Here is a 23,076-nt window from a genome sequence, read left to right on the forward strand (position 1 = left end):
CGGTTGTGGCGGGGCGTGACGGCCCCCGTCCGGTTACTCCAGCGGCAGGGTCAGGACGCCTTGCGGAGCGGGGCGCATCATGACGCGCCGATACCACGCGGACAGGGCGGGCGTGTCGGGCCGCTCGAGGGGCAGGGCCAGCCAGCGGTGCGCGGCGGCGACAAGCGCGATGTCGCCCATGGTGAGGTGACGCCCGGCGATGAACTCGCGGCCTTGCAGGGCCTGGTCCAGGATCAGCGCACGGGCGTTGGAGCGTTTGATCGAATTTTCGATGGCGGCCTTGTCACGTTTGTCTTCCGGGGTACGGATCAGGCCCAGAAAAGCCGGCCCCATGGCCGGCTGCCATTCGGTCGCCTGCCAGTCCATCCAGCGGTCCGCATCGGCGCGCAGGCAGACGTCCTCGGGCCACAGCGTACCTACGCCGTAGCGCGCCGCCAGGTAGCGGACGATGGCGTTGGATTCCCACAAGATGAAGCCGCCGTCGTCGATGACGGGGACGAGGCGGTTGGGATTGAGCTTGGCGGCGTAATCGGCGGTGTCGACCACCCCGAACGGGCCGCCGGCCTGGACAAAGGTGTGCGGCAGGGCCAGCTCGCGTACGGCCAGCATCACTTTCTGAACGTTGACGGAGGTCAGGCGTCCCCAGATCTTCAACATAGCCAATCCTTCTAAGGGTCAGGCCGGCGGCAGGTGCCGCCGCGCAAAGCCGCTGTCGCGCCCGAAGCGCGTCCAGTCGAATGCCGGCCCGGGATCGGTCTTGCGCCCCGGGGCGATATGTTCGTGTCCCTGGGCGGCAACCAGGGGATAGCGCGCGCGCAGGGTGTGGGTCAGCCGGCGCAGCGACGCGTACTGTTCGCCAGTGTAGGGCAGCGTGTCCGTGCCTTCCAGTTCAATGCCGATGGAAAAATCGTTGCAACGCTCGCGGCCGGCAAAGCGCGACACGCCAGCGTGCCAGGCACGCCGGTCCGTCGAGACGAATTGCACGATGCGGCCGTCGCGGCGGATGAAGAAGTGCGCCGACACGCGCAGGCCGCGCAGGCGTTCCAGCCAGGGATGCGAGCGGTAATCGAGCGTATTCAGGAAGAGGCCTGCGACCTCAGGTCCGCCAAATTGGCCTGGCGGCAGGCTGATGTTGTGCACGACCAGAAGCGAGACCTGCTCGCCCGCGGGGCGCGCGTCGCAGTTGGGCGACCGCATCAGGCTAATGCCCGGCGCCGGCGCCAGCCAGCCATGTCGATCCAGGAACAAAGGCATAGAGAGAGACGGTCAGCGTTTGGCCGGACCCAGGCGGGCGTGGTCGGGGCTGCACCAGGTCTGGCCTTCCTGCAGCAGGGCCTCGGAGCGGGGCAGATGGATGCCGCAATGGGCGCAGCGCACCATGGATTCGATGGCGGGCGGGGGCTGCGCGCCCTGCGCCTTTTTCTTCTGGCCGCCTTGCGCGTCGGCCTGGCGCTGCGCGGCCATGCGGCCGGCAATGCGGGCGACAAACAGAACCAGGATGATCAGAACGATCCAGAACAGCAACTTGCCCACGTCAGCCTCGATGCAGAATCATTTCCAGCACGAACCGGCTGCCGGTGTAGGCCAGAATCAAAAAACCAAAACCCGTCAGGGTCCAGCGCAGCGCGACGCGGCCGCGCCAGCCCCAGATATGCCGGCCGGCCAGCAGCACGCCGAAGGTCAGCCAGGACAGCAGGGTGAAGACGGTCTTGTGGTCGAACGGCAGGATCTTGCCGGTCAGCTTCAGGGAGGCGACGGAGCCCGAGCCCACCGCCAGCGTCAGCACGACAAAGCCGATCCAGATGATGCGGAAAAGCAGCTGCTCCTGCACCAGCAGCGGCGGCTGCGAATCGAGCACGCGCCCGATGATGCTGCGTTCGGCGGGGGCGTCCAGGGGACGGTGCAGGTGGCGGTCCAGCAGGGCCATCATCATGGCGTGCAGGGCAGCGATGGTGATCAGGCCGTAGGCCGCCAGGGCGATCAAGAGGTGCACGCGCAGCCAGGGATCGTCGGCATGGGGCACGAACTGCCCCTGCGGGAAGATGGCGGCAAGGCCGCTGGCGATGGCGGCGGCGGGCAACAGCAGCAATTGCAGGCCGTCGATGCGTACCAGCAGGCTTTCCAGCCAGAACACCACCATGCCCAGCCAGATGGCGGCGGACAGGGCCAGCGCCCATCCAATGAAAAGATGCTGGGATCCCAGCATCGATTGTTGCAGCCCGATTCCATGGAGAACCAGGGCGCCCAGCAGGCACAGACGGGCGATTCTGCCGGTCTGTTCCACTTCCCCGGCGCCGGCCAGGCGGATCCAAAGCGACCCCCCTAGCACCGCGTACGCCAAGGCAGCCGCTGTGTGAAATACAATGCCGAGTGACATAGAAACCGTTGTCTGGATGGGGCCTTGGGGTGCGCGTCACCCGAAAGCGCAGAATCCGCGCCTGCGGCCACCGTTCAATCAACTAGTTTAAGCGGAAACGCCTCTCATGCTCGATAACCTAACTCAACGCCTGTCGCGCGTCGTCAAGACGCTGCGCGGGGAAGCCCGCCTGACCGAGGCCAACACGCAGGAGATGCTGCGCGAAGTGCGCATGGCGCTGCTGGAAGCCGACGTCGCGCTGCCGGTCGTTCGCGACTTTGTCGCGCGGGTGAAGGAAAAGGCGCTGGGCGAAGAAGTCGCCGGCAGCCTCAGCCCGGGCCAGGCGCTCGTCGGCGTCGTCAACAAGGAACTGACTGCCCTCATGGGCGGCGACCTGGGCGCCGACGCCAACGAACTGTCGCTGGCCGTCCAGCCGCCCGCCGTGATCCTGATGGCGGGCCTGCAGGGCGCCGGCAAGACCACCACCACCGGCAAGCTGGCGCGCTGGCTCAGCGAAGGGCAGCACACGCAGCACGGCCGCAAGACCGGCAAGAAGAAGGTGCTGGTGGTGTCCGCCGACGTGTACCGTCCGGCCGCTATCGACCAGTTGAAGAGCGTGGCCGCGCAGGTCGGTGTGGATTTCCTGCCGTCCGATCCCAGCCAGAAGCCCGAAGACATCGCGCGCGGCGCGGTTGACCACGCCCGCCGCCATCATTACGACGTGCTGATCCTGGACACGGCCGGCCGCCTGGGCATCGACGAGGCCATGATGCGCGAGATCCGCGCGCTGCATGACCTGGTCAAGCCGGTGGAAACGCTGTTCGTGGTGGACGCGATGCAGGGCCAGGATGCGGTCAACACCGCGCGCGCCTTTGCCGACGCGCTGCCCCTGACCGGCGTCGTCCTGACCAAGCTGGACGGCGACGCCCGCGGCGGCGCGGCCCTGTCGGTGCGCCACGTCACCGGCAAGCCGCTCAAGTTTGTCGGCGTGTCGGAAAAGCTGGATGGCCTCGAGCCGTTCTACCCCGACCGCATGGCGCAGCGCGTGCTGGGCATGGGCGACATCGTCTCGCTCGTGGAGCAGGCGCAAAAGAACATCGACATCGCCGAAGCGCAGAAGCTTGCGTCCAAGATCAAGTCGGGCAATAAGTTCGACCTGAACGACTTCCGCGATCAGCTCGGTCAGGTCAAGAAGCTGGGCGACATGGGCTCGCTGCTGGAAAAGCTGCCGGCTCAATTTCAGCAGGCCGCAGGCCAGTTGCAGGGCGGCCAGGCGGAAAAGCAGCTGCGCCGCACGGAAGGCATCCTGAATTCGATGACGGCCGCAGAACGCGCCAAGCCCGAACTGATCAAGGCCTCGCGCAAGCGCCGCATCGCCGCCGGCTCCGGCGTGCCGGTTCAGGAGGTCAATCGTCTGCTGGCTCAGTTTGAGCAGATGCAGGGCATGATGAAGCAGATGAAGAAGGGCGGCATGGCCAAGATGATGCGCGCCATGGGCGGCATGAAGGGGCTGGGCCGCTTCGGAATGAAGTAGGGCCCCCACGCCGCACTCGCTTCGCTCGCTTGCTGCCCCCCGAGGGGGCTGCCCCGCCTCCGGGCGGCTTTTCTAGCGCAGGACTGTAAGTCCGCAGTCAAAAAAATGGCCAGACATTGCGTCTGGCCAAGCAATCGCGGCAGGCAGGGGGCGCCGCGCCGCGACACAAGCCGGAGAACGCATGGGTGTCCTCCGGTTTGTTTGAATTCGGTGCCGCTTACGACAGCGGCGGGATGCGCAGCACTTGGCCCGGGTAGATCTTGTCGGGGCTGGTGAGCATGGGCTTGTTGGCTTCGAAGATCAGGGTGTTCTTGGCGCCCTGGCCCTTGCCGTATTGCGCTTCGGCGATTTTCCACAGGTTGTCGCCCTTTTGCACCGTATACATCTTGGCTTCGGGCGCGGCCTGCTTGACCTGCAGCTGATTGTCCACCGCGGCCACGCCGACGGTGTTGCCCAGCGCCAGCGAAATCTTCTCGGCGTCTTCCGTGCTCAACGCCTGGCCCGCGACCGTGACCTTGTCGCCGTCCACCGTGATTTGCAGGCCATCCGCGTTCAGGCCGTGCTTATCCAGCTCTTTCTTCAATTCCTCTGCCGTCGCGGCCTTGGCCTCGCTGGCGCCGAAGAGTTTTTCTCCAACGTCCTTGATGAAATTGAGCAGACCCATAGCGTTTCCTTTATCGATATTGCGGTGAGAAAACCTGTGCTCTCGAAGGCGCCTGTCCGGTTGAAGGCGGCGCGATAGAAACGATTATGACTCGCACATTTGCCCTACGACGAGGGGTTGTGGTGTAACAGGTTGCTAGCCCCTTGCCAGACTACGCAACAATGCTGGCATCTTGGCGGGACGTTGGTATCCGGGGGCGTAAGCCCCCTCGTGCGTAGGGCGGCATGCAAAAAGGCCGCTGGGTTTCAGCGGCCTTAAATGGGGTGTCGCGATGCGGCGCCGGAGCGCTGCGGTGACCGTCGTTCAGCCGCCGCCCACCGCGACCACGATCTCGATCTGGTCGCCGTCCGATAGCGCCGTCTGCGCGTGCTGGCTCTTGGGCACGATTTCGCCGTTGCGTTCGACGGCGACGCGCTTGCCGGCATAGCCCAGCGTTTCAAGCAATTCGTTGACCGTGGTGTCCAGCGGGAACTCGCGGGCGTCTCCGTTCAGGGTGATGTGCATGTCAGGGCTCCTCACTGTTTGGCGTAGGCGTCCGTGGCGGCGATCAGGCGCGCCAGCGTGCCGGGTTCGTCGAAGGCGTGGCCGGCATCGGGCACCAGGTGAAACTGCGCTTCCGGCCATGCGCGGTGCAGGTCCCACGCGGTGCGCGCGGGCGTGCAGACGTCGTAGCGGCCCTGCACGATGGTGCCGGGGATGCCGCGCAGCTTCTGCGCGTCGCGGATCAACTGGCCTTCTTCCATGAAGCCGGCGTTGAAGAAATAGTGGTTCTCGATGCGCGCAAAGGCCAGCGCCGCGCGGTCCGCGGCGTGGCTTTGCTGATGGCGCGGGCTGGGCAGCAGCGTGATGGTGCTGTCTTCCCATTTGCTCCAGGCCTTGGCGGCGCGCAGTTGCTCGGCGGGGTCGTTGCCCGTCAGGCGCTTGTGGTACGCGGTGACCAGGTCGCCGCGTTCGGCCTCGGGGATCGGCGCCAGGTATTCTTCCCAGCGGTCCGGAAACAGCCACGATGCGCCTTCCTGGTAGAACCATTGGATCTCGGCGCGGCGCAGGCCGAAGATGCCGCGCAGCACCAGTTCGCTGGTGTGTGCCGGGTGCGTCTCGGAATAGGCCAGCGCCAGCGTCGACCCCCAGGATCCGCCAAACACCAGCCACTTCTCGGCGCCCATGACTTCGGTGCGCAGTCGCTCGATGTCGGCGACCAGATGCCACGTGGTGTTGTTGTCCAGGCTGGCGTGCGGATGCGATCGACCGCAGCCGCGCTGATCAAAGAGCAGCACGTTGTAGCGTTGCGGATCGAACAACTGCCGGTGCACGGGCGAGCAGCCGCTGCCGGGCCCGCCATGCAGGAAGACGGCGGGCTTGCCGTTGGGGTTGCCGCACATTTCCCAATAGATCTGGTGACCGTCTCCGGTATCCAGCATGCCTTGGCGGTAGGGTTCGATCGGCGGATAGAGCATCAGGCGGCTCGCTTGAAGATCAGGTCCCAGACACCGTGGCCCAGGCGTAGGCCGCGTGTCTCGAATTTGGTGAGGGGGCGGTAGTCGGGTCGCGGCGCGTAGCCGTCGACGGTGTTCTTAAGGAGCGGTTCGCCGCTCAGCACTTCCAGCATCTGCACCGCGTAGTCTTCCCAGTCGGTGGCGCAGTGGATGTAGCCCCCGGGCGCGATGCGGCTGGCCAGCAGCGAGATGAACGTAGGCTGGATCAGGCGGCGCTTGTGATGGCGCTTCTTGGGCCACGGATCCGGAAAGTAGATGTGCACGCCGGCCAGGGAGTCGGGGGCGATCATGTCGCGCACCACTTCAACGGCGTCGTGCTGGATGATGCGCAGGTTCTGAATGCTGGAGTCTTCGATGCGGCGCAGCAGGGATCCGACGCCGGCGTTGAACACTTCCACGCCCAGGAAGTTGTCGCCAGGCCGGGCCAGCGCGATCTTTTCGGTGGTTTCACCCATGCCGAAGCCGATCTCCAGCACCGTCGGGGCCTGCCGTCCGAAGGCGGCGGCCGGATCCAGGCGGCGGGGAGCGTACGGGATGGACCATTGGCCCATCAGGCGCTCCAGCGCCGCCAGCTGGCCCTGCGTGATGTGGCCGCGGCGATGGACGAAGCTGCGGATGTGCGCGGCGCCCGGGCTGTTGGGCGCATACGCGGCGCTGGCCAGCGCGGCCTGGGTTTCCGGGGAAACGGGGGCGGGCGCGGCGTCGGCGGCGGGCGAGGCGGAAGGACTCACGCCCGGCTTGGCGGGCGCGTCTGCGGGGGTGTCCGCAGGGGTGTTCGTGGCGTTGTTCGCGGGGTTGTTCGTATTCATAGGCGGGATTGTAGTGGCAGGTCTGCCCGCACGGAGCCGGTCATAGGGACTAAAACAGGGACACATTTATTGCGGACGCCTGCGGCTATAGTTTCAGCCCGGTTTCCCTGCGCCGTAGTCCTTTGTCATGAACTTTGCCCGGATCGACCTCGTCACGCTTGCCCTGTTTGTTTCTGTTGCGCGCCAGGGAAGCATCTCGGCCGGCGCGCGCCAGTCGCATCTGGCGGTAGGCGCGGCCAGCAAGCGGATTTCCGACCTGGAAGCCGCGCTGGGGTCGCCCCTGCTGTTTCGCAATGCCGCCGGCGTGGAGTTGACCGACGCCGGACAGGCGTGCCTGGTGCACGCGCTGCGGGTGCTGCAGGAAGTCGAGCAGATGGCCGGCGCGCTGTCCGACTTTGCGCAGGGCGTGCGAGGCCAGGTGCGCATTGCCGCCAACACCTCGTCGCTGACCCAGTTCCTGCCCGAGGACCTGGCCGCCTTCATGGACGAGCATCCTGCCGTGCGCATCGACCTGGAAGAGCAGAACAGCAGTGACATCGTCACCGCCGTGCTGGAGAACCGCGCGGACATCGGCGTCTTTGCCGACCGCACGCTGGCAGACGGTCTTGCCACCTTTCCCTATCGTCTGGACGAACTGGTGCTGATCGTGCCGCAGCGCCATCCGTTGGCCGCGGAGCCGCAGGTCGCCTTTGCGGACACGCTGGCCTACGACTACGTCGGCCTGCCGCCCGCGACGTCGCTGGCGACCCGGCTGTCGGAAGAAAGCGGCCGGATGGGCCGGGCGATGCGGCTGCGCATCCAGGTGCGCAGTTTTGACGCCATCTGCCGCATGGTGGCGGCCACGCGTGGCGTGGGCATCCTGCCGCGCATCGCCGCCGAGCCGCACGCGCGGTCCATGCCGATCCGGCTGATTCCGCTGACCGACGAGTGGGCGCGCCGCTGGCTGCTTCTGGGCGTGCGCGACGCCGACACCCTGACCGTGGCCGCGCGGCTGCTGCTGGCCCACCTGCGCGGCGAGGGCTGAGGGTTAGCCCGGGGTTTCTCGTTCCGGGAATGCCCCTTTCCCCGATTGTCCATTCCGCTCCCCGGCGCTTTGCGCGCACACTGCCGTCCATCACTACCGTAAGACGCGCCTGGGAGGCGATATGGCAGGGCAGATTCTTGCCGGCATTCGTGTGCTGGAACTGGGACAACTCATTGCGGGGCCTTTTGCGGCCAAGACGCTGGCGGACTTTGGCGCGCAGGTCATCAAGATCGAGCCGCCGGGCCAGGGCGATCCGCTGCGCAAATGGCGTCTGCTGCACGAGGGCACCTCGGTGTGGTGGGAGGCACAATCGCGCAACAAGCAGTCGGTCTGCGTGGACCTGCGCCAGCAGGAAGGCCAGGACATCGTGCGCATGCTCGCGCGCGAGGCCGACGTGCTGATCGAGAATTTCCGCCCCGGCACGCTGGAAAAATGGGGCTTGTCGTGGGAAGCCCTGCATGAACTGAATCCCCGCCTGATCATGTTGCGCATCTCGGGCTACGGCCAGACCGGTCCCAAGGCGCGCGAACCCGGCTTTGCCGCGATCGGCGAAGCCATGGCGGGCCTGCGCTACCTGAACGGTGAGCCGGGCCGCGCGCCGGTGCGCGCCGGCCTGTCGCTGGGCGACACCATCGCCGGCCTGCATGGCGCGCTGGGCGTGATGCTGGCGCTGTATCAACGCGATGCGCGCGGTGGCGTGGGGCAGGTGATCGACACCGCGCTGTACGAAAGCCTGTTCAACCTGAGCGAGAGCCTGCTGCCCGAGTATTCGGTGTTCGGCGCGGTGCGTGAGCCCGCCGGTGCGTCGCTGCCCGGCATCGCGCCGTCCAACGCCTACCCGTGCCAGGACGGCTACGTGCTCATCGCGGGCAACGGCGACGCCATCTACACCCGGCTGATGGCCCGCATCGGCCGCGACGACCTGGGACAGGACCCGGCGCTGGCGCACAACGACGGCCGCGCGCGCCGAGTGGAAGAGATCGACGCCGCCATCGGCGCGTGGACGCAGGAACGGCGGATCGACGACGTGCTGGCCGCGATGCTGGAAGCCGGCGTGCCCGCCGGCCGCATCTATTCCGTTGCCGACATTGCCAAGGATCCGCACTACCGCGCCCGCAACGCCATCACCTCAATGGAATCCGCGGCGGGCGTGCAGGTGGAAATGCCCGCCGTCTTCCCGTACCTGTCGTCCAATCCGGGCGCAGTGCGCGAACGCGCGCCGACCCTGGGCGAACACACCGACACGGTGCTGGCGTCGGCGGGCCTGACCGAAGAACAGCGTGCCGCGTTGCGCGCCAAGGGAGTGATTGCATGAACCACGGACCCGCTCGCATCGAGATCAACGAGGTCGGGCCGCGCGACGGCCTGCAGATCGAGAAGACCCTGGTGTCCACGGACGACAAGGTCGCCTTCGTGGACGCGCTGTCCGACTGCGGCTTTGCCCGCATCGAGGTCACCAGCTTCACGTCCCCCAAAGCCATTCCCGCGCTGGCCGACGCCGTCGACGTCATGCGCCGCATCCGCCGCCGTCCCGGCGTGATCTATACCGCGCTGGTCCCGAACGTGCGCGGGCTGGAACGCGCGCTGGAGGCCGGCACCGACGAGATGAACCTCGTCATGTCGTGCAGCGAGACGCACAACCGCGCCAACCTGCGCATGACGTGCGACCAGTCGTTTGCCGAGCTGTCGCAGGTGCTGGCCGCCGCGGCAAAGGCTGGTGCGCCGTGCAACGTGTCGTTGTCGACCGCGTTCGGCTGTCCGTTCGACGGCGACGTGCCCGCGGACACGGTGCTGGACCTGGCGGCGCGTCTGGTCGATGCGGGCGCTGCCGGCATCACGCTGTGCGACACGACAGGCATGGCGTTTCCGACGCAAGTGGCCGCCCTGTGCGAACAGGCGGCGGCGCGCCTGCCATCCACCGCGCTGACCGTACACCTGCACAACACGCGCGGCATGGCGTTGGCCAACGCCATCGCGGCCTGGCAGACCGGCATCACCCGCTTTGACGCCGCGGCGGGCGGCCTGGGCGGATGCCCTTACGCGCCGGGCGCCAGCGGCAACGTCAACACCGAAGAGCTGGTCCACATGTTTGCTTGCATGGACGTGGAGACCGGCGTGTCGCTGGAGCCGCTGCTGGCGATCGTTCGCAGCCTGCCCGGTTTGGTCCAGCGCGATCTGTCCAACGCATTGCTGCAGGCGGGGCCGAGGCTGGCCCTGCATGCGCCGCCCGCGTGGCTGGCTGAACGGTTTCCGGCCGACGCCTGATTGATCTTTTCCAAGCTGTACCTGCCGTACCCGAACCACCCACAGATAAAACAATACCCAGGAGACAACGCATGGCCTCTTTCCGCCTGCCCACCGCACTGCGCGTCAGCGCCGCCTTCGCCCTGATCACCGCCGCCGGCGCCGCCAGCGCACAGGCCGATTTTCCGAACCGCCCCGTCACGCTGATCGTGTCCGCTGCGCCCGGCGGCACCACCGACATCGCCGCCCGCCTGATCGCGCAGCCCTTGGGTGCGGCGCTGGGCCAGAGCGTCGTCGTCGAGAACAAGCCCGGCGCCTCCGGCGGCATCGCTGCGCAGGCCGTGGCGCGCGCCAAGCCGGACGGCTACACGCTGCTGCTGCAGTACTCGGGCTTTCAGGTCATCACGCCGCACGTGACGCCCGCCGCCGGGTGGGATCCCATCAAGGACTTCGCCCCGGTCGCCAACGTGCTGTCCGCGCCGCAAGTCGTGGTCGTGCGTCCCGATCTGCCGATCAAGTCCCTGAAGGAACTGGTCGCGTACGCCAAGGCCAACCCGGGCAAGCTGAACTACGCGTCGTCGGGCAACGGTTCGCTGCAGCAGGTCGCCACGGAGCTGCTCAACCAGATGGCCGGCACGCAGATCACGCACATCCCGTACAAGGGCACCGGCCCCGCGCTGAATGACTTGCTGGGCGGCGCTGTCGACATGACGATCACCACGCCGCCGCCGCTGCTGGGCCAGATCGCCGCAGGCAAGCTGCGCGCGCTGGCGGTCACGGGCAATGCCCGCTTGCCGTCGCTGCCCGACGTGCCCACGGCCGCCGAAGCCGGCTACCCCGACCTGATCGTGTCGTCGTGGTTTGCCATGTACGCACCCAAGGACACGCCCGCGCCGGTCGTCGACAAGATCGCGGGCGAGATCCAGAAAATCATGAAGACCGACGAGTTCCGCAAGAAGGCGGCCGAGCAGGGCGCCGAGGCGATCTTCATGGGCCCGAAGGAACTGGGCGCCTACACGCAGACCGAACTGGACCGCTGGGGCAAGGTGGTCAAGGCCGCGAACATCACGGCGAATTGATGGCGGCAGGTTTTTGGTAGAAGGGGGCGGGCTTTTTCGACCCGCCCCGACCGAAAAAGCCGCGCTATAATCGCGGCTCTGCCCGGCCCACGGCTGCGGCACGACACCCGAGCGGGTGTAGTTCAATGGTAGAACGGCAGCTTCCCAAGCTTCATACGAGGGTTCGATTCCCTTCACCCGCTCCATCAATCCCGGCAAGTTCCCTTCATGCGACGCTGACCACTTGATTCTGCGGCGTCGACATTCATTCCCTGCATCGATTCAACGCATTGCCCGAGGATGTCCGCGTCGACCTGCGCTGGGGCGTTCCTGAGCGCGCCTTCCGGTCAAGCGACCCGGTGACAAACGGCCTCGATGTTGTAGCCGTCCGGGTCCAGAATGAAGGCGCCGTAGTAGTGGGGGTGGTAATGCGTGCGCAAGCCTGGCGGGCCGTTGTCGCGGCCGCCGGCTGCCAAGGCGGCGCGATGAAACGCGTCGACCGCTTCGCGGCTGCGGGCGCGGAAGGCCACATGCACGCGTGGCGCGCAGGGCGTGCCCTCATGTATCCAGAATTCGCCACCGGGGTTGTTCTCGTTGTCCGGTTCTCCGACGCCGAAGCCCATGTCGGTCTCGAACGTCTTGCGTGCCACATAACCCAGCGCCGCCAGCGCGCTCAGGTAAAACGCGCGGCTGCGCTCGAAGTCGCTCACATGGATCGTGATGTGGTCCAACATGCAACGCTCCTTCAGAAAGGTGGCCCATCGGGCCGGAACGATCAGCATAGGCCATCAGGGCGGACGACAGGGCGGTGATTCGCAAGGTGGCGCGATTGGAGGGAGCCGGCGCGGGTGGCGCTCACACCTGCGCCATCCCGCCATCGACAAACAGCTCGATGCCATTGACGAAGCTTGCCAATCGATCACCGAAATAATGGACAACTCCGGAAAGATTGGAACGACTATGCGTGTTTGTGGATAATCGCTTCATCTCAAGGAGTCTTCGGCATGGATCAATTGACCGCGATTCGCGGGTTTGCGCGCGTGGTGGAGGCCGGCAGTTTCACGCGGGCGGCGGATTCGCTGGATATGCCCAATGCCACGCTGAGCAAGATCGTGCAGGACCTGGAGGCGCACCTGGGCGTGCGCCTGCTTCAGCGGACGACTCGGCGCGTCACGGTCACGCCGGAAGGGCGCGAGTACTACGAGAAAGCGTTGCGCATCGTACGCGACCTGGAAGACATCGACGGGTCGTTCAATGCTGTGCAAGGCAAGCCGAAAGGACACCTGCGCATCGACGTGGGCGGCTCCACCGCGAGCGACGTGCTGATCCCCGCGATCTCCGATTTTCTGACGCGCTATCCCGACATCCGGATCGACTTCGGGGTGTCAGACCGCCCCGTCAACCTGATCAGCGACAACGTCGACTGCGTGATCCGCGGCGGACCGCTCGACGACTCTTCGCTGGTGGCGCGGCAGATCGGCACCGCCGATCTGATCACCTGCGCCACACCGGGATACCTCAAACAGTTCGGCACGCCTGCCTATCCGGATGAGTTGAAGAACGGCCACAAGCTGGTCAGCTACCTGTCGCCGCAGAACGGCCGCGCCTTTCCGTTCCGCTTTGAGCGCGATGGGGAAAAGACGGAGGTCAAGGTCGAGCATCGCGTCGGCGTCAATGAAAGCAACGCGCATCTGGCGGCGGCGCTGGCGGGCCTGGGGATCGTTCAGACGTTCACCTATGCGGCGGGCCCCGCGTTGCAAAGCGGCGCGCTCGTCGAGATTCTGAAACCGTGGCGGCCCCAGCCTTATCCGTTTCATGTGGTGTACCCGCATAACCGCCATGTGACGCATCGGCTGCGCGTGTTCATTGATTGGCTCGTGGCGAATCTGCCCGCGCGGCTCAAAGGATGAAGGGCAGGTGCTGGTAGCCCAAGCCCTCATCGAATATGTCTTGTTGGGAAAGGCGCACCCCGTCAAAACGAAGCGCGCCCCGTTCAGAATTACTGATACGCGTTAGAAGCTGGGCTTTCTGGACTGGCTGCGCTGCACATACTCGATCCGCGCATTCATCCATGCCGGGTCATGCATCTGAATGCTGACGCCGCTGTATTTCAATACCGCCTGCGTCAGGTCCGTCGAGCAGCCCATACCGGGGTTCGTGCTGGGTTTGGTGCACCATTCCATGTTCAAGTCGTTGGGATAGTTCGACTGGCGGCCGTATTTTTCCAGCACGGCTTTGCCCATGGCTTCCTTGTTGGCCGGCGTCCACGGCAGTTCATAGCGGATCTGCGACACCGCCAGCGGCCGTTGCTTGTCGACAGGCACGCGCGGCTCGAAGTGGACGATGAAGCTGACGCCATCTTTGTCGTAGCTGAAGTTCATCGGCATCTTGGTGTTCGTGACGGGGTTGTTCGTCGCGTAGCCGATCCGGATGTCCTTCTTGCCAACATTGAAGTTCTTGGCAGTGGCGGCAAGGGCTTCGTCGAAGTCCATGCCCGTCTTGACGCCGGCGACATCAAATGTGCGGGCGTCGACCGAACGGGGAGACGCGGCATTCGCGGGAGCAACGACGACGGCGGTCAGCGCGGAAATGAGGAGTGCAGCTTTCAACTTCAAAATAAAGATCCTTTTCGAATAGCGCGAGGATTATCCGATCGGGTCTTTCTTATGTCCCTAATAAAGTGCAACCAAACTTGTCATCGAGGCGTTTTATTCAAAGGCTGAAGGCCAGGACAAAGCCCAGCAGGGCAATGGTCATCAGCCCGCCCGCGACGGCTGCGGAAGGACGGTGATCCGGGCCGGAGCCGTTGTCCTTGAACCGGAAAGGCCGTTCGACGCTGATGTACACGCTGGCCGCCAAGGCGGCCGCCGCAACTGCGCCGATTGTGTAGGCAAGCATCTGAACTCCTGGACCCATGAAGCGGCCGGGCGCGGGCCCGGCCACCATCTCAAACCGGCTGGCTCGGCTCTTCGGCCAGGAAACCCCCGCTCTGATGCCGCCACAGGCGCGCGTACACGCCGTTCATTGCCAGCAGTTCCGCATGGCTGCCCTGTTCGATTATCTGGCCTTGATCCATCACGATGAGCCGGTCCATCGCGGCGATGGTCGACAGGCGGTGCGCGATGGCAATGACGGTTTTGCCCTGCATGACTTCGTCCAGGCTCTCCTGAATGGCGGCTTCCACTTCCGAATCCAATGCGCTGGTAGCTTCGTCCAGCAGCAGGATGGGCGCGTTCTTGAGCATGACGCGGGCAATTGCGATGCGCTGGCGCTGGCCGCCCGACAGCTTGACGCCGCGTTCGCCGACGAGCGTGTCGTAGCCGGTGTTGCCGTGCGAGTCGCTGAGCTGCTGGATGAAGTCGTCGGCCTGTGCCCGGGCCGCGGCGGCGCGGATTTCTTCGCGGCTGGCGTCCGGGCGGCCATAGGCGATGTTGTCGCAGATGGAGCGGTGCAGGAGCGATGTGTCCTGCGTGACCATCCCGATGGCGCTGCGCAGGCTGTCCTGCGTGACCTTCGAGATGTCCTGGCCGTCGATGCGGATGTGTCCCCGTTCGACGTCGTAGAAGCGCAGCAGCAGGTTGATGAGCGTGGACTTGCCGGCGCCGGATCGTCCGACCAGGCCGATCTTTTCGCCGGGGCGCACGGTAAGGGTCAGGCCGTCGAGGACCTGGCGCTCGTTGTTGTAGTTGAAATAGACGTCGTCGAACTGGACTTCGCCTTGCGAGACTTGCAGGGTGGCGGCGTTGGGCGCGTCCTGCACCTTCGGGACGTGGGTCAGGGTGGCGATGCCGTCCTGCACGGTGCCGATGTTCTCGAACAGCGAAGTCATCTGCCACATGATCCAGTGCGACATGCCGTTCACGCGCAGCGCCATGGCGGTTACGGCCGCGACTGCGCCGGTGCCGACTTCGTTGCCGTGCCACAGCCACAGCGCGTAGCCGCCGGCCGCCAGGATCAGCGCCGACACCAACGCCTGGTTCACGATTTCAAACTGGCTGACCAGACGCATCTGGCGGTAGCCGGTTTCCTTGAAGTCCTCCATGGCGGCGCGCGCAAAGCGGGCCTCGCGATTGGTGTGCGAGAAGAGCTTGACGGTGGTGATGTTGGTGTAGGCATCGGTGACGCGTCCGGTCATGGACGAGCGGGCATGCGCCTGCTCTTTGCCGACCTTGCCCAGCCGCGGCACGAAATACATCATGGCCAGGCCGTAGAGCGCCATCCAGCCGATGAAAGGCAGCATCAGACGCCAGTCGAAGCCCCCGGCCAGCGCGACGATGGTGACGAAGTAGACAGCGATGCCGAGCACAATTTCGCAAAAGGTGAGCAGCACTTCGCGCACGGCAAGCGCGGTCTGCATGACCTTGGTGGTGACGCGGCCGGCAAATTCATCCGAGAAGAACGACAGGCTTTGCCGCAGCATCATGCGGTGAAAGTCCCAGCGCAGGCGCAGCGGCAGGTTGATGGCCAGGACCTGATGCTGGACCAGTGTACGTAGCGCGACGACGCCAACGCTGACGCACAGCACGATGGCAATGCCCCACAGTACCTGGCGTTCGTGTGCCGACGCGGCCTCGCCGGCTTTCCAGGCGGTGAGCATGTCGACAACCTGACCCAGAAAGGCGAAGAGCCACGCTTCGTAGATGGAGACCGCCGCGCTCAGGACCGCCAGTGCGGCGATGTAGCGGCGCGATCCGTGCGTGCAGAACCACAAGAAGGCGAAGAACCCCGTGGGCGGCGGGGGGACGTTCTCGGAAGGGAACGGATTGAGCTGGCTTTCAAATCTGCGGAACAAGGCAGAGACTCCAAATTCACGAATTAATGCGAGGCGGTCGTGCGGCGGACCCGACAGGTGATACCTCAGCGATATTTCAGCGCGTCGACAAAGGCGGAGAAGGCGTGCGAGGCGGGGGCATGCAGGTGAATGCCCCGGAATGCCGGGTCGTTCTTCCGCGAACTTGCAGGCGTGGATGGATCCGGATGGCCGCTGCCGGATGCTTTCGCGGGATGGCCCGGTCGGATCTTGCGGCGTGGCGGGTGTCGGATTCCGCGCGGCGTACGCAGGCGATCCTACCACCATCAGACTCCGGGCCGTCCGCGTTGGCAGGGATGACCACGCACGCGGCAGTGATCAGGTCTTGAAATACCGCGCCGGCGTAGTGCCGAACACGGCCTTGAATGCAGCGACGAAGCTGGACGCGGATTCATACCCCACGTCGAGCGCCACGTTGGTGACGCTTTCGCCGTAGGCAAGCTGCTCCAGCGCGGTGAGCAGCCGCTGGCGCTGGCGCCATCGGCCGAACGACAGGCCGACCTCCGTCTGGAACAGGCGCTCCACCGGCGCCATCGACGTGGCGGCGAACGTGCATGGCACCGAGGTCCAGCGGATTGCTCGGCAGTCGCTGATGTCGGGCTTTCATGGGCTGTATCGCATCGGGGGGCATGTGGGCGCAGCGGCAATGACGGCAATTATTGCCGCCGGCGCCAGCGCGGCGGCCGCAACCATCTCAGCCAGCCTCGTCATCGCGCTCTGCGTGCTGCGGGCCGCAACCGGCTTCCTCACTTTGCCGCAGGCAAAAAAGGCGCCGTTGCTGATCGCCGCCGCACATTGACGCGCCGCGGGTGATGCGCCGGTGGTGATGCACCTCCACGCGTCGCGGCGATGCGCTTCACGGCATACCGGCCATCCGCCTTACGCCATTGCCGCCACGCGCCGCCGGAACATATCCGCCATCGTGGCGGCCGCCAGCGATAGCGGCGTGCCCTGCAGCGTCATGATGCCGATGCTGGCGACCGGCATTGGCACGTCCGCGCGGATGCGCCGGGCCTCGTCGCCATAGGGTTTGATGTCGAGCATGCCGGACGGGCAGATGATGAGCGCGTCGCTGCGGGTCATAAGGCTCCACATGACGCCGAAGGTGTCGCATTCGATCACGCGGGCGGGCTCGGGCAGGCCGTGCGCGCGCAGGCCGCGCAGGAAGGCTTCGGTATGGCTGCCGCCCGAGACATTGAGCAGCCATTCGCAGCCGCGGATGTCTTCCCAGCGCCGCGCGCGCGCCAGCGGATGGCCCTTGCGGCAGGCAATCATGAATTCCAGCGGGCGCAGTTCTTCGAATTCAAATTCCTGGCCGCCAGCGCCGTCGTTCATGCGCGAGGCCAGCGCAAAATCCAGCGCGCCGTTGCGCAGGGCCGGCTGCACCGAGGCCAGCAGGCCTTCCGAGACCTTGACCTTCGCGGCCGGCATGCTGGCCCGGAATTCGGCCAGCACGTCGGGCAGCACGCTGAGCATGACCATGGGTGTCACGCCCACCGCCACTCGCGCTTGCGCACCGCTGAGCAATTGGCGGATGTCCTGGCGCGCCAGTGCGAGCTGCGCCTGCGCCAGGCGGGCCCGCACCGTCAGGTGTTCGCCGCATTCGGTGACGGCGATGCCCTTGGGGCTGCGCGTCAGGAGCGGCGCGTCCAGTTCGGTTTCGAGTTCCTTGATGGCCTTGGTCACGGCGGCCTGACTCAGGTGCAGGCTGCGGGCGGCGGCGCGGATGCTGCGCAGTTCGGCGACCTTCAGCCACGCCCGCAATTGATGGTCCTTCATGACGGCTTTCCGGCTGACAATCTGGGGTTGTCACCTTAACAAAAATATAGCCTTACAGGCAGCGCGGACCATCCCTAAGCTGATCGTCGATCAGGCCCGGCAAGAACCGAGAGGCCTGGCCCAAAAAGCGCTTCAGGAGAATGCCATGCCGATCTTTGCCCGCCGTGCCGTTTCCTTGTTTCTTGTCTTTGTGGCCGCCACCGCCGCTGGCGCCGCCCGCGCCGACTGGCCGGAACGGCCGATCAAGCTCATCGTTCCGTACGCCGCAGGCTCCGGTCCCGACGTGGTGTTGCGCCCGATTGCCGACGCGCTGGGCCGCGAACTGGGGCAGCCGGTCATCGTGGAAAACCGGGGCGGGGCGGGCGGCATCGTCGGCACGCAGGCCCTGGCGTCGGCGCCGCCCGACGGCTACACCATCGGCTTCGGCAACATCGTCACGCTGGCGATCAACAAGAGCATGTACGCCAAGCTGCCCTACGACCCGCAGCGCAGCCTGGCGCCCGTCAGTCTGGCCATCAGCAACGCGCTGGTGCTGATCGCGCGCAATGGCCTGCCGGCCAACAACGTGCAGGAGCTGGCCGCGTATGCGAAGAAGAATCCCGGCAAGGTCAGCGTGGGATCGCTGGGGGTCGGTTCCAGCGCCCACCTGGCGGGCGAAATGCTCAAGAGCGAGACCGGCACCACCATGTTGCACGTGCCGTACAAGAGCGGCCAGCAGGCGGTTGTGGATCTGGCGGGCGGGCAGCTTGACGTGATGATCGACAACGTCGCCGGCGTTCTGCCCTTCATTCGGTCGGGGCAGGTCAAGGTGCTGGGCGCCACCAGCCTGAAACGCGTGCCCGTGCTGCCGGACGTGCCGACGCTCGACGAGTCGGGCTTGAAGGGATTCGAGGTGGTGTCGTGGGGTGGCATCGTCACGCCGGCGGGTGTGCCCAAGCCGGTGATCGATAAGCTGAATGCCGCAGTCGCCAAGGCGCTGCTGGACCCCGCGGTGCAGAAGCAGAACGAAACCCTGTCCGTCGACGCCACGCCGTCCACGCCCGAGCAGTTCGCCAGCCTGATCGCCGCCGAGATTCCGCGCTGGGCGGCGATGGTGAAGCAATCCGGCGCGTCCGCCGATTGAGCGCGCGTTGCAGGATGGCGCGGGCAGAACGCGTGCCGCGCAGCGGTTCTTGCACATCCGGTATTTCAGAATAGGGAGACAACATGACTAACGCACTCTGGCGCTGGAACGCGCTCGACCTGGCCCGCGCCATCCGCAACGGTGAAGTATCCAGCCGGGAGGCGGTGCAAAGCTGCCTGGACCGCGCCCAAGTCGTCAATCCAGCCTTCAACCCGCTGACGGAGACCTATGCCGAGCAGGCGCTGCGCGCCGCGGATGCGGCCGACGCGGCGGTGCGCAGCAAGCAGGAGTTGGGCGCGCTGCATGGCGTGCCGGTCACGATCAAGGCCAACGCGGATCTGGCGGGCACGGCCACGACCAACGGCGTGACGGCCTACCGGGACCTCATCGCGCAGGAAAACAATCCGGCGGTCGACAACTGGCTTCGCGCGGGGGCGATCGTCATCGGACGCACGAACGTTCCGGCGTTTTCCTGGCGCTGGTTCAGCGACAACGATCTGCACGGCCGCACCGTCAATCCATTCGATGTGGCGCGAACGCCGGGCGGCTCCAGCGGCGGGGCGGCAGTGGCGGCCGCGCTGGGCGTCGGGCCGCTTGCGCATGGCAGCGACCAGGGCGGCTCCATCCGCTATCCCGCGTATGCGTGCGGCGTGGCAGGGCTGCGGCCCTCGCAGGGCAGGGTGCCCGCGTATAACGCGACCCAGCGCGCCGAGCGCCCGGTAGCCTCTCAGATGGCGGCCACGCAAGGGCCGTTGGCGCGTACCGTGGCGGATCTGCGCTTGGGGCTGGCGGCGATGTCGGGCGGCGACGCGCGCGATCCCTGGTGGGTGCCGGCGCCACTGGAATTTCCTGACTTGAACAGCGGCCGTCGTGTCGCGCTGTTTGCGGGCACGGCGCAGCACAAGGCCGACGCTGCAGTCACCGACGCGCTGCAGCGCGCCGCCGGCTGGCTGCAGGACGCGGGCTACTTCGTCGAGGTTGCCGAGCCGCCGCAGTTCGACACCGCGGCCGCGCTGTGGCTGGACGTGCTGATGAACGAAGCCGCCGGGTCCATGCAGCGCGAGATCGAACGCGCCGGCGACCGCGCCATCCAGAACGCGTACCAAAGCATGCTTTCGCACACGCCCCGCCGGGACAAGGACGGCTTCATTCAGGCGATGGCGATGCGCACGACGATCCTGCGCGAGTGGGGCCGCTTCTTTGAGCGCTATCCGGTCCTGTTGATGCCCGTGTCTTTCGCGCTGCCATTTCCGGTGGATCGGGATCAGCAGGGCGCGGACGTGATGGCGGACATCCTTCGGGCGCAGAGCCCGTTGATTTCAACGGCGATCCTGGGATTGCCGGGACTCTCCGTACCCGTTGGCCGCGCCGAGGGCGCGCCGGTTGGGGTGCAGTTGGTCGCCGGGCGCTTTCGCGAAGACCTGTGCCTGGCGGCCGGCGAGGTCATTGAGGCGCGGGCCGGGTGGTCGGTGCTGGACCAGCTGCACGTGTGAACGCGGCGCGTCCGCGTTTCAGCGGGACGCGCCGGTGTCTTGCAGACGCGCGTGGACGGTCGCGCCCAGCGCCGCGCCATGCACGGCCAGATGGGCGCCCAGTTGAATGGCTTGCAGGATCTCGCTGCGCGACAGGCCTCGTGCGAGCCCTTCGCCGATGCAAGCGCGCGTGTTTGCCATGTCGCCCTGCGTGAAGCACGCGTGCAAGGCGATGCGAATCAGCAAACGTTCCGTCTGCGACAGACCGCCGGCCGACGCGCCGCCTTCCAGGAAGTCGAGCAGGACGGCGACATAGCCCCGGTCCTGCGCCGCCAGCCGCAACAGGCTGGGCGCCTGTTCCGGCCACAGCGCGGCGATGCGGTTACGCAAGGGATCCTGCGCGTCCAGCGCCGGTAGCGGTGCGGCCTCGTGCAGCAGATCGGCGGCCAGAAGAACCGCGCTCAACCCCTGCAGGGTCACCAGATGCAGCACGTCGAAGACGTCGGCATCCGTGGCGCCGGCCTCGCGCGCCATGCGCAGATGGGTGGCAAGTCCCGCTTCGTAAAGATGCGTGGCCGATGCGTCCAGCGCCACATAGATCAGTTCGACCATGCGCGGCGACAGCGGACCCGTGCTGGCGGGATGGCCCGCGTAGTCGGCATAGTGCGCGAGAAACCCCGGATTGGCGCGCAGCATCGCGTCCGTCCACGGCCGCCAATAGCCGCGCGCGGCGATGAAGCGCGCCTTGATGTCGTCCAGATCGCTTATTGGCTGCATAGCACCTGACCCGTGAGGTATTGCGCCTGCGCGCCCGCGACGAAGCGCAGCAGCGGCGCCAGCGCCTCGGGCGCGGCGCCCGGCGCGACCTGCACCGCGTTGATGCGGCGCGCCGCGGGGCCCCATTCGCAGGCCAGCGAGGCCACGAGCATCCGCGCCGCCGCGTGATCCCCGGCATGCTCCCACGTCAGGCCCTCGCCGCCGGGCAGCAGTAGCGTGAGGCTGGCGGGTCCGTCCAGGTCGAAGCGGCGCGCGGCATTCAGCACGGCCGCCAGGCGTTGCCCCGGCGGGCTGGATAGCACCGTGGCATCCAGCACGGCGGGATAGCCGTCGCCGGCCCCGTCGTCCCGTGGCGAGGGCCAATCGCCGCGCACGGTCAGCGACAGGGGCGCGTCGATTTGAATACGGTTTTCGCCCGCGGTCGGCGCATAGGTCTGGCTGCCGCCGTACACCGATGAGCCGCCATCCACGCACAGCAGACTGCCTGCCAGGGGCTTGGCCTGCGCACCCGCTGCAAAGACCAGCGCGCAGGCGATCTCGTCGGGATCGGCCAACCGGCCCAGCGGAATCTTGGCGACCGCGCGCGCGGGGTCCAGGCGGCCGGATGCGATCAGGCCGTCCACCAGTTCCGTTTGCACATATCCCGGGCACAGCACGGTGACGCAAAGTCCGGGGTCGGCCTGCGCCAGCGCGCGGCTTTGCGCGATCAGGCCGGCTTTGCTGGGGCTGTAGCCGCCGCGCCACGGGATGGCGCGCAGCCCCGCGCCCGAGGCGACGTTGACGACACGCGCGCCCGCGGCGAGGCAACCGCGCAGGGCGCTGACCACGCGCGCGGGCGCGTGCAGGTTCAGGTCCAGCAGCCGCTGCCAGTCCTCGTCCGTCTGGTCGACGGTGGGACGATTACTGCTGTCCGTCATGCCCGCGTTGTTGATGATGGCGTCCAGTCGCGGCAAGCCGTCCGCCAGCGCCGCTATCTGCCCGGCCTCGGTCAGGTCCGTCACGCAGGCAAGATGGTCGTCGCCTGCGAGGGCGGGCAGTTCCGCCTGCAGCGCGTGCAACGCCGGCGCGTTGCGATCGACCAGCACGCAGCGTTGGCCCGCAGCGGCCAGCCGGCGGGCCGTCGCCCGGCCGATGCCGCTGGCCGCGCCGGTGAGCAGGACGGTGTCCATCAGAGCGTCGTGAACGTGATGCCGCCGTCGACCACCAGCGCCTGCGCGGTGATGAAGCGCGCCTCGTCGCTGGCCAGGAACACGATGGCGTCGGCAATGTCGTCCACCGAGCCCAGTCGGCCCATCGGCGTGCTTGCGACGCGGCGCGCATCGCGCTCGGCGTTGCGGTTGCGCTGCGTGCCTTCCGTGGGCACCGCTGACGGGCACACGGCGTTCACCCGGATGCGACGCGCGCCCAGTTCGGCGGCCGCCGCGCGCGTCACGCCCAGTACGCCTGATTTGATGCCGGAGTACACCATCGAACTGGGGGCGGACTTGAGCGCCGCGGTTGACGCCACGTTGACGATGGCGCCGCCGCGTTCGGCGTCCATGACCTCGGCGGCGGCCTGGATGCCCCAGATCACGGCCTTGAAACCGATGTCCAGCATGCGTTCCAGCGTATCGGGCTGAATCTCCAGCACGCTCTGATAGCGGACCCAGGCCGCGTTGTTGACCAGGATGTCCAGGCGCGAGCCCTGTTCGGCGGCCTGTCGCACCGCTTGGCCGATACCTTCACGCGTGGCGACGTTCTGCACGACGGGGAAGGCCTTGCCGCCTTCGGCGGTGATGCCGGCGACGGCCTCGTCCACCAGCTCCTGCTTGAGGTCGTTGACGCCGACCGTGGCGCCGCGCGCGGCGAGCAGGCGCGCGGTGGCCCGGCCGATGCCGGCGCCCGCGCCGGTGACGAGCGCGACGCGCCCGGCGAGATCTTGTGCCATGGT

26 protein-coding genes and 1 tRNA gene are annotated in these 23,076 nt (G+C 66.7%); 10 read left to right on the forward strand and 17 right to left on the reverse strand.

Going from position 1 to position 23,076, the window contains the following annotated elements; genetic code table 11:
* Window positions 1-33: 33 nt before the first annotated feature.
* The 4 genes from MHZ91_RS00110 to MHZ91_RS00125 are packed head-to-tail and all read right to left on the reverse strand — an operon-like array spanning window position 34 to window position 2,377.
* On the reverse strand, window positions 34-657 hold the full coding sequence (locus tag MHZ91_RS00110) for a glutathione S-transferase family protein (RefSeq protein WP_239211230.1): 624 nt from the start codon (window positions 655-657) through the stop codon (window positions 34-36).
* 18 nt (window positions 658-675) lie between these two features.
* A complete protein-coding gene (gene ampD / locus MHZ91_RS00115; RefSeq protein ID WP_239211231.1) occupies window positions 676-1,254 on the reverse strand; it encodes a 1,6-anhydro-N-acetylmuramyl-L-alanine amidase AmpD in 579 nt (192 codons plus the stop codon).
* Between the two features lie 12 nt (window positions 1,255-1,266).
* Entirely contained in the window at window positions 1,267-1,533 is a 267-nt protein-coding gene (locus MHZ91_RS00120; protein WP_175122357.1) for a PP0621 family protein, read from the reverse strand.
* A 1-nt stretch (window position 1,534) separates the two neighbouring features.
* A complete protein-coding gene (locus tag MHZ91_RS00125) occupies window positions 1,535-2,377 on the reverse strand; it encodes an inner membrane protein YpjD (protein ID WP_175122358.1) in 843 nt (280 codons plus the stop codon).
* A gap of 106 nt (window positions 2,378-2,483) precedes the next feature.
* Between MHZ91_RS00125 and ffh the strand changes: the two genes are divergently transcribed.
* Window positions 2,484-3,890 carry a signal recognition particle protein gene (gene ffh, locus MHZ91_RS00130; protein ID WP_056559422.1) on the forward strand — a complete coding sequence of 469 codons (1,407 nt, stop codon included), beginning with the start codon at window positions 2,484-2,486 and terminating at the stop codon, window positions 3,888-3,890.
* A gap of 217 nt (window positions 3,891-4,107) precedes the next feature.
* Here ffh and lysM read toward each other — a convergent pair whose 3' ends face one another.
* The 4 genes from lysM to trmB all read right to left on the reverse strand — a co-directional run bounded on the left by lysM (window position 4,108) and on the right by trmB (window position 6,859).
* Window positions 4,108-4,554 (reverse strand): peptidoglycan-binding protein LysM, encoded by a 447-nt coding sequence (gene lysM / locus MHZ91_RS00135; protein ID WP_175137914.1) that lies wholly within the window; start codon window positions 4,552-4,554, stop codon window positions 4,108-4,110.
* Between the two features lie 303 nt (window positions 4,555-4,857).
* Window positions 4,858-5,058 carry a sulfur carrier protein ThiS gene (gene thiS, locus MHZ91_RS00140; RefSeq protein ID WP_056559414.1) on the reverse strand — a complete coding sequence of 67 codons (201 nt, stop codon included), beginning with the start codon at window positions 5,056-5,058 and terminating at the stop codon, window positions 4,858-4,860.
* 11 nt (window positions 5,059-5,069) lie between these two features.
* A complete protein-coding gene (gene pip, locus MHZ91_RS00145; protein ID WP_218342798.1) occupies window positions 5,070-6,011 on the reverse strand; it encodes a prolyl aminopeptidase in 942 nt (313 codons plus the stop codon).
* Complete coding sequence (trmB, locus tag MHZ91_RS00150) at window positions 6,011-6,859, reverse strand: tRNA (guanosine(46)-N7)-methyltransferase TrmB (RefSeq protein ID WP_239211232.1); 849 nt, start codon at window positions 6,857-6,859, stop codon at window positions 6,011-6,013. Before trmB ends, pip begins: the two co-directional genes overlap by 1 nt.
* Window positions 6,860-6,986: 127 nt before the next feature.
* Here trmB and MHZ91_RS00155 point away from each other — a divergent pair, with 127 nt between their 5' ends.
* The 5 genes from MHZ91_RS00155 to MHZ91_RS00175 all read left to right on the forward strand — a co-directional run bounded on the left by MHZ91_RS00155 (window position 6,987) and on the right by MHZ91_RS00175 (window position 11,391).
* Entirely contained in the window at window positions 6,987-7,883 is an 897-nt protein-coding gene (locus MHZ91_RS00155) for a LysR substrate-binding domain-containing protein (RefSeq protein WP_175122360.1), read from the forward strand.
* 121 nt (window positions 7,884-8,004) lie between these two features.
* Window positions 8,005-9,198, forward strand: coding sequence for a CaiB/BaiF CoA-transferase family protein (locus MHZ91_RS00160; protein ID WP_239211234.1), 1,194 nt, complete (start codon window positions 8,005-8,007; stop codon window positions 9,196-9,198).
* The gene (locus tag MHZ91_RS00165) at window positions 9,195-10,148 is read left to right on the forward strand and encodes a hydroxymethylglutaryl-CoA lyase (protein ID WP_239211235.1); all 954 of its coding nucleotides are present in this window, start codon (window positions 9,195-9,197) and stop codon (window positions 10,146-10,148) included. Before MHZ91_RS00160 ends, MHZ91_RS00165 begins: the two co-directional genes overlap by 4 nt.
* A 71-nt stretch (window positions 10,149-10,219) precedes the next feature.
* The gene (locus MHZ91_RS00170; RefSeq protein WP_175184770.1) at window positions 10,220-11,206 is read left to right on the forward strand and encodes a tripartite tricarboxylate transporter substrate binding protein; all 987 of its coding nucleotides are present in this window, start codon (window positions 10,220-10,222) and stop codon (window positions 11,204-11,206) included.
* A 111-nt stretch (window positions 11,207-11,317) separates the two neighbouring features.
* Window positions 11,318-11,391, forward strand: a tRNA-Gly gene (locus MHZ91_RS00175).
* Between the two features lie 141 nt (window positions 11,392-11,532).
* Here MHZ91_RS00175 and MHZ91_RS00180 read toward each other — a convergent pair.
* Window positions 11,533-11,919 carry a VOC family protein gene (locus MHZ91_RS00180; protein WP_175137908.1) on the reverse strand — a complete coding sequence of 129 codons (387 nt, stop codon included), beginning with the start codon at window positions 11,917-11,919 and terminating at the stop codon, window positions 11,533-11,535.
* A 270-nt stretch (window positions 11,920-12,189) separates the two neighbouring features.
* Between MHZ91_RS00180 and MHZ91_RS00185 the strand changes: the two genes are divergently transcribed.
* A complete protein-coding gene (locus MHZ91_RS00185) occupies window positions 12,190-13,095 on the forward strand; it encodes a LysR family transcriptional regulator (protein WP_239211940.1) in 906 nt (301 codons plus the stop codon).
* 102 nt (window positions 13,096-13,197) lie between these two features.
* Here MHZ91_RS00185 and MHZ91_RS00190 read toward each other — a convergent pair whose 3' ends face one another.
* From MHZ91_RS00190 to MHZ91_RS00205, 4 genes are all read right to left on the reverse strand, one after another.
* Window positions 13,198-13,800 carry a hypothetical protein gene (locus MHZ91_RS00190; RefSeq protein WP_175137906.1) on the reverse strand — a complete coding sequence of 201 codons (603 nt, stop codon included), beginning with the start codon at window positions 13,798-13,800 and terminating at the stop codon, window positions 13,198-13,200.
* A 97-nt stretch (window positions 13,801-13,897) separates the two neighbouring features.
* Window positions 13,898-14,083: a hypothetical protein gene (locus MHZ91_RS00195; RefSeq protein ID WP_239211236.1), complete on the reverse strand. Its 186-nt coding sequence runs from the start codon at window positions 14,081-14,083 to the stop codon at window positions 13,898-13,900.
* A 49-nt stretch (window positions 14,084-14,132) separates the two neighbouring features.
* Window positions 14,133-15,977 carry an ABC transporter ATP-binding protein gene (locus MHZ91_RS00200; protein ID WP_239211238.1) on the reverse strand — a complete coding sequence of 615 codons (1,845 nt, stop codon included), beginning with the start codon at window positions 15,975-15,977 and terminating at the stop codon, window positions 14,133-14,135.
* A gap of 336 nt (window positions 15,978-16,313) precedes the next feature.
* A complete protein-coding gene (locus MHZ91_RS00205; RefSeq protein WP_370647761.1) occupies window positions 16,314-16,556 on the reverse strand; it encodes a helix-turn-helix domain-containing protein in 243 nt (80 codons plus the stop codon).
* Here MHZ91_RS00205 and MHZ91_RS00210 point away from each other — a divergent pair.
* On the forward strand, window positions 16,546-16,794 hold the full coding sequence (locus MHZ91_RS00210; RefSeq protein WP_239211241.1) for a hypothetical protein: 249 nt from the start codon (window positions 16,546-16,548) through the stop codon (window positions 16,792-16,794). The two genes, MHZ91_RS00205 and MHZ91_RS00210, sit on opposite strands and share 11 nt — an antisense overlap.
* A gap of 80 nt (window positions 16,795-16,874) precedes the next feature.
* Here MHZ91_RS00210 and MHZ91_RS00215 read toward each other — a convergent pair whose 3' ends face one another.
* Window positions 16,875-17,774: a LysR substrate-binding domain-containing protein gene (locus MHZ91_RS00215; protein ID WP_239211243.1), complete on the reverse strand. Its 900-nt coding sequence runs from the start codon at window positions 17,772-17,774 to the stop codon at window positions 16,875-16,877.
* A gap of 145 nt (window positions 17,775-17,919) precedes the next feature.
* On the opposite strand from MHZ91_RS00215, the gene MHZ91_RS00220 reads away from it, so the two are divergent.
* Both MHZ91_RS00220 and MHZ91_RS00225 read left to right on the forward strand, forming a co-directional pair.
* Window positions 17,920-18,897: a tripartite tricarboxylate transporter substrate binding protein gene (locus tag MHZ91_RS00220; RefSeq protein ID WP_175137901.1), complete on the forward strand. Its 978-nt coding sequence runs from the start codon at window positions 17,920-17,922 to the stop codon at window positions 18,895-18,897.
* An 83-nt stretch (window positions 18,898-18,980) separates the two neighbouring features.
* Entirely contained in the window at window positions 18,981-20,390 is a 1,410-nt protein-coding gene (locus MHZ91_RS00225; RefSeq protein ID WP_239211245.1) for an amidase family protein, read from the forward strand.
* 18 nt (window positions 20,391-20,408) lie between these two features.
* Here the strand turns inward: MHZ91_RS00225 and MHZ91_RS00230 are convergent, their stop codons facing one another.
* From MHZ91_RS00230 to MHZ91_RS00240, 3 genes are read right to left on the reverse strand one after another with little or no spacing between them, the layout of a single operon-like run.
* A complete protein-coding gene (locus MHZ91_RS00230; protein ID WP_239211247.1) occupies window positions 20,409-21,146 on the reverse strand; it encodes a carboxymuconolactone decarboxylase family protein in 738 nt (245 codons plus the stop codon).
* Window positions 21,134-22,315 (reverse strand): SDR family oxidoreductase, encoded by a 1,182-nt coding sequence (locus MHZ91_RS00235; RefSeq protein ID WP_239211249.1) that lies wholly within the window; start codon window positions 22,313-22,315, stop codon window positions 21,134-21,136. Before MHZ91_RS00235 ends, MHZ91_RS00230 begins: the two co-directional genes overlap by 13 nt.
* Window positions 22,315-23,073: an SDR family NAD(P)-dependent oxidoreductase gene (locus MHZ91_RS00240; RefSeq protein WP_239211251.1), complete on the reverse strand. Its 759-nt coding sequence runs from the start codon at window positions 23,071-23,073 to the stop codon at window positions 22,315-22,317. Before MHZ91_RS00240 ends, MHZ91_RS00235 begins: the two co-directional genes overlap by 1 nt.
* Between the last annotated feature and the right edge of the window lie 3 nt (window positions 23,074-23,076).

Origin of the sequence: Achromobacter sp. ACRQX (assembly GCF_022346505.1) — a bacterium.
Lineage (GTDB): Bacteria > Pseudomonadota > Gammaproteobacteria > Burkholderiales > Burkholderiaceae_B > Achromobacter > Achromobacter animicus.

Coding starts and splice junctions, on each gene's coding strand:
- MHZ91_RS00160 (WP_239211234.1), top strand. CDS start 8,005: ATGGCAGGGCAGATTCTTGCCGGCATTCGTGTGCTGGAACTGGGACAA.
- ampD (WP_239211231.1), bottom strand. CDS start 1,254: ATGCCTTTGTTCCTGGATCGACATGGCTGGCTGGCGCCGGCGCCGGGC.
- MHZ91_RS00215 (WP_239211243.1), bottom strand. CDS start 17,774: ATGAAGGACCATCAATTGCGGGCGTGGCTGAAGGTCGCCGAACTGCGC.
- MHZ91_RS00225 (WP_239211245.1), top strand. CDS start 18,981: ATGACTAACGCACTCTGGCGCTGGAACGCGCTCGACCTGGCCCGCGCC.
- MHZ91_RS00170 (WP_175184770.1), top strand. CDS start 10,220: ATGGCCTCTTTCCGCCTGCCCACCGCACTGCGCGTCAGCGCCGCCTTC.
- trmB (WP_239211232.1), bottom strand. CDS start 6,859: ATGAATACGAACAACCCCGCGAACAACGCCACGAACACCCCTGCGGAC.
- MHZ91_RS00235 (WP_239211249.1), bottom strand. CDS start 22,315: ATGGACACCGTCCTGCTCACCGGCGCGGCCAGCGGCATCGGCCGGGCG.
- lysM (WP_175137914.1), bottom strand. CDS start 4,554: ATGGGTCTGCTCAATTTCATCAAGGACGTTGGAGAAAAACTCTTCGGC.
- MHZ91_RS00110 (WP_239211230.1), bottom strand. CDS start 657: ATGTTGAAGATCTGGGGACGCCTGACCTCCGTCAACGTTCAGAAAGTG.
- MHZ91_RS00220 (WP_175137901.1), top strand. CDS start 17,920: ATGCCGATCTTTGCCCGCCGTGCCGTTTCCTTGTTTCTTGTCTTTGTG.
- ffh (WP_056559422.1), top strand. CDS start 2,484: ATGCTCGATAACCTAACTCAACGCCTGTCGCGCGTCGTCAAGACGCTG.
- pip (WP_218342798.1), bottom strand. CDS start 6,011: ATGCTCTATCCGCCGATCGAACCCTACCGCCAAGGCATGCTGGATACC.
- MHZ91_RS00185 (WP_239211940.1), top strand. CDS start 12,190: ATGGATCAATTGACCGCGATTCGCGGGTTTGCGCGCGTGGTGGAGGCC.
- MHZ91_RS00195 (WP_239211236.1), bottom strand. CDS start 14,083: ATGCTTGCCTACACAATCGGCGCAGTTGCGGCGGCCGCCTTGGCGGCC.
- MHZ91_RS00230 (WP_239211247.1), bottom strand. CDS start 21,146: ATGCAGCCAATAAGCGATCTGGACGACATCAAGGCGCGCTTCATCGCC.
- MHZ91_RS00180 (WP_175137908.1), bottom strand. CDS start 11,919: ATGTTGGACCACATCACGATCCATGTGAGCGACTTCGAGCGCAGCCGC.
- MHZ91_RS00155 (WP_175122360.1), top strand. CDS start 6,987: ATGAACTTTGCCCGGATCGACCTCGTCACGCTTGCCCTGTTTGTTTCT.
- MHZ91_RS00240 (WP_239211251.1), bottom strand. CDS start 23,073: ATGGCACAAGATCTCGCCGGGCGCGTCGCGCTCGTCACCGGCGCGGGC.
- MHZ91_RS00165 (WP_239211235.1), top strand. CDS start 9,195: ATGAACCACGGACCCGCTCGCATCGAGATCAACGAGGTCGGGCCGCGC.
- thiS (WP_056559414.1), bottom strand. CDS start 5,058: ATGCACATCACCCTGAACGGAGACGCCCGCGAGTTCCCGCTGGACACC.
- MHZ91_RS00125 (WP_175122358.1), bottom strand. CDS start 2,377: ATGTCACTCGGCATTGTATTTCACACAGCGGCTGCCTTGGCGTACGCG.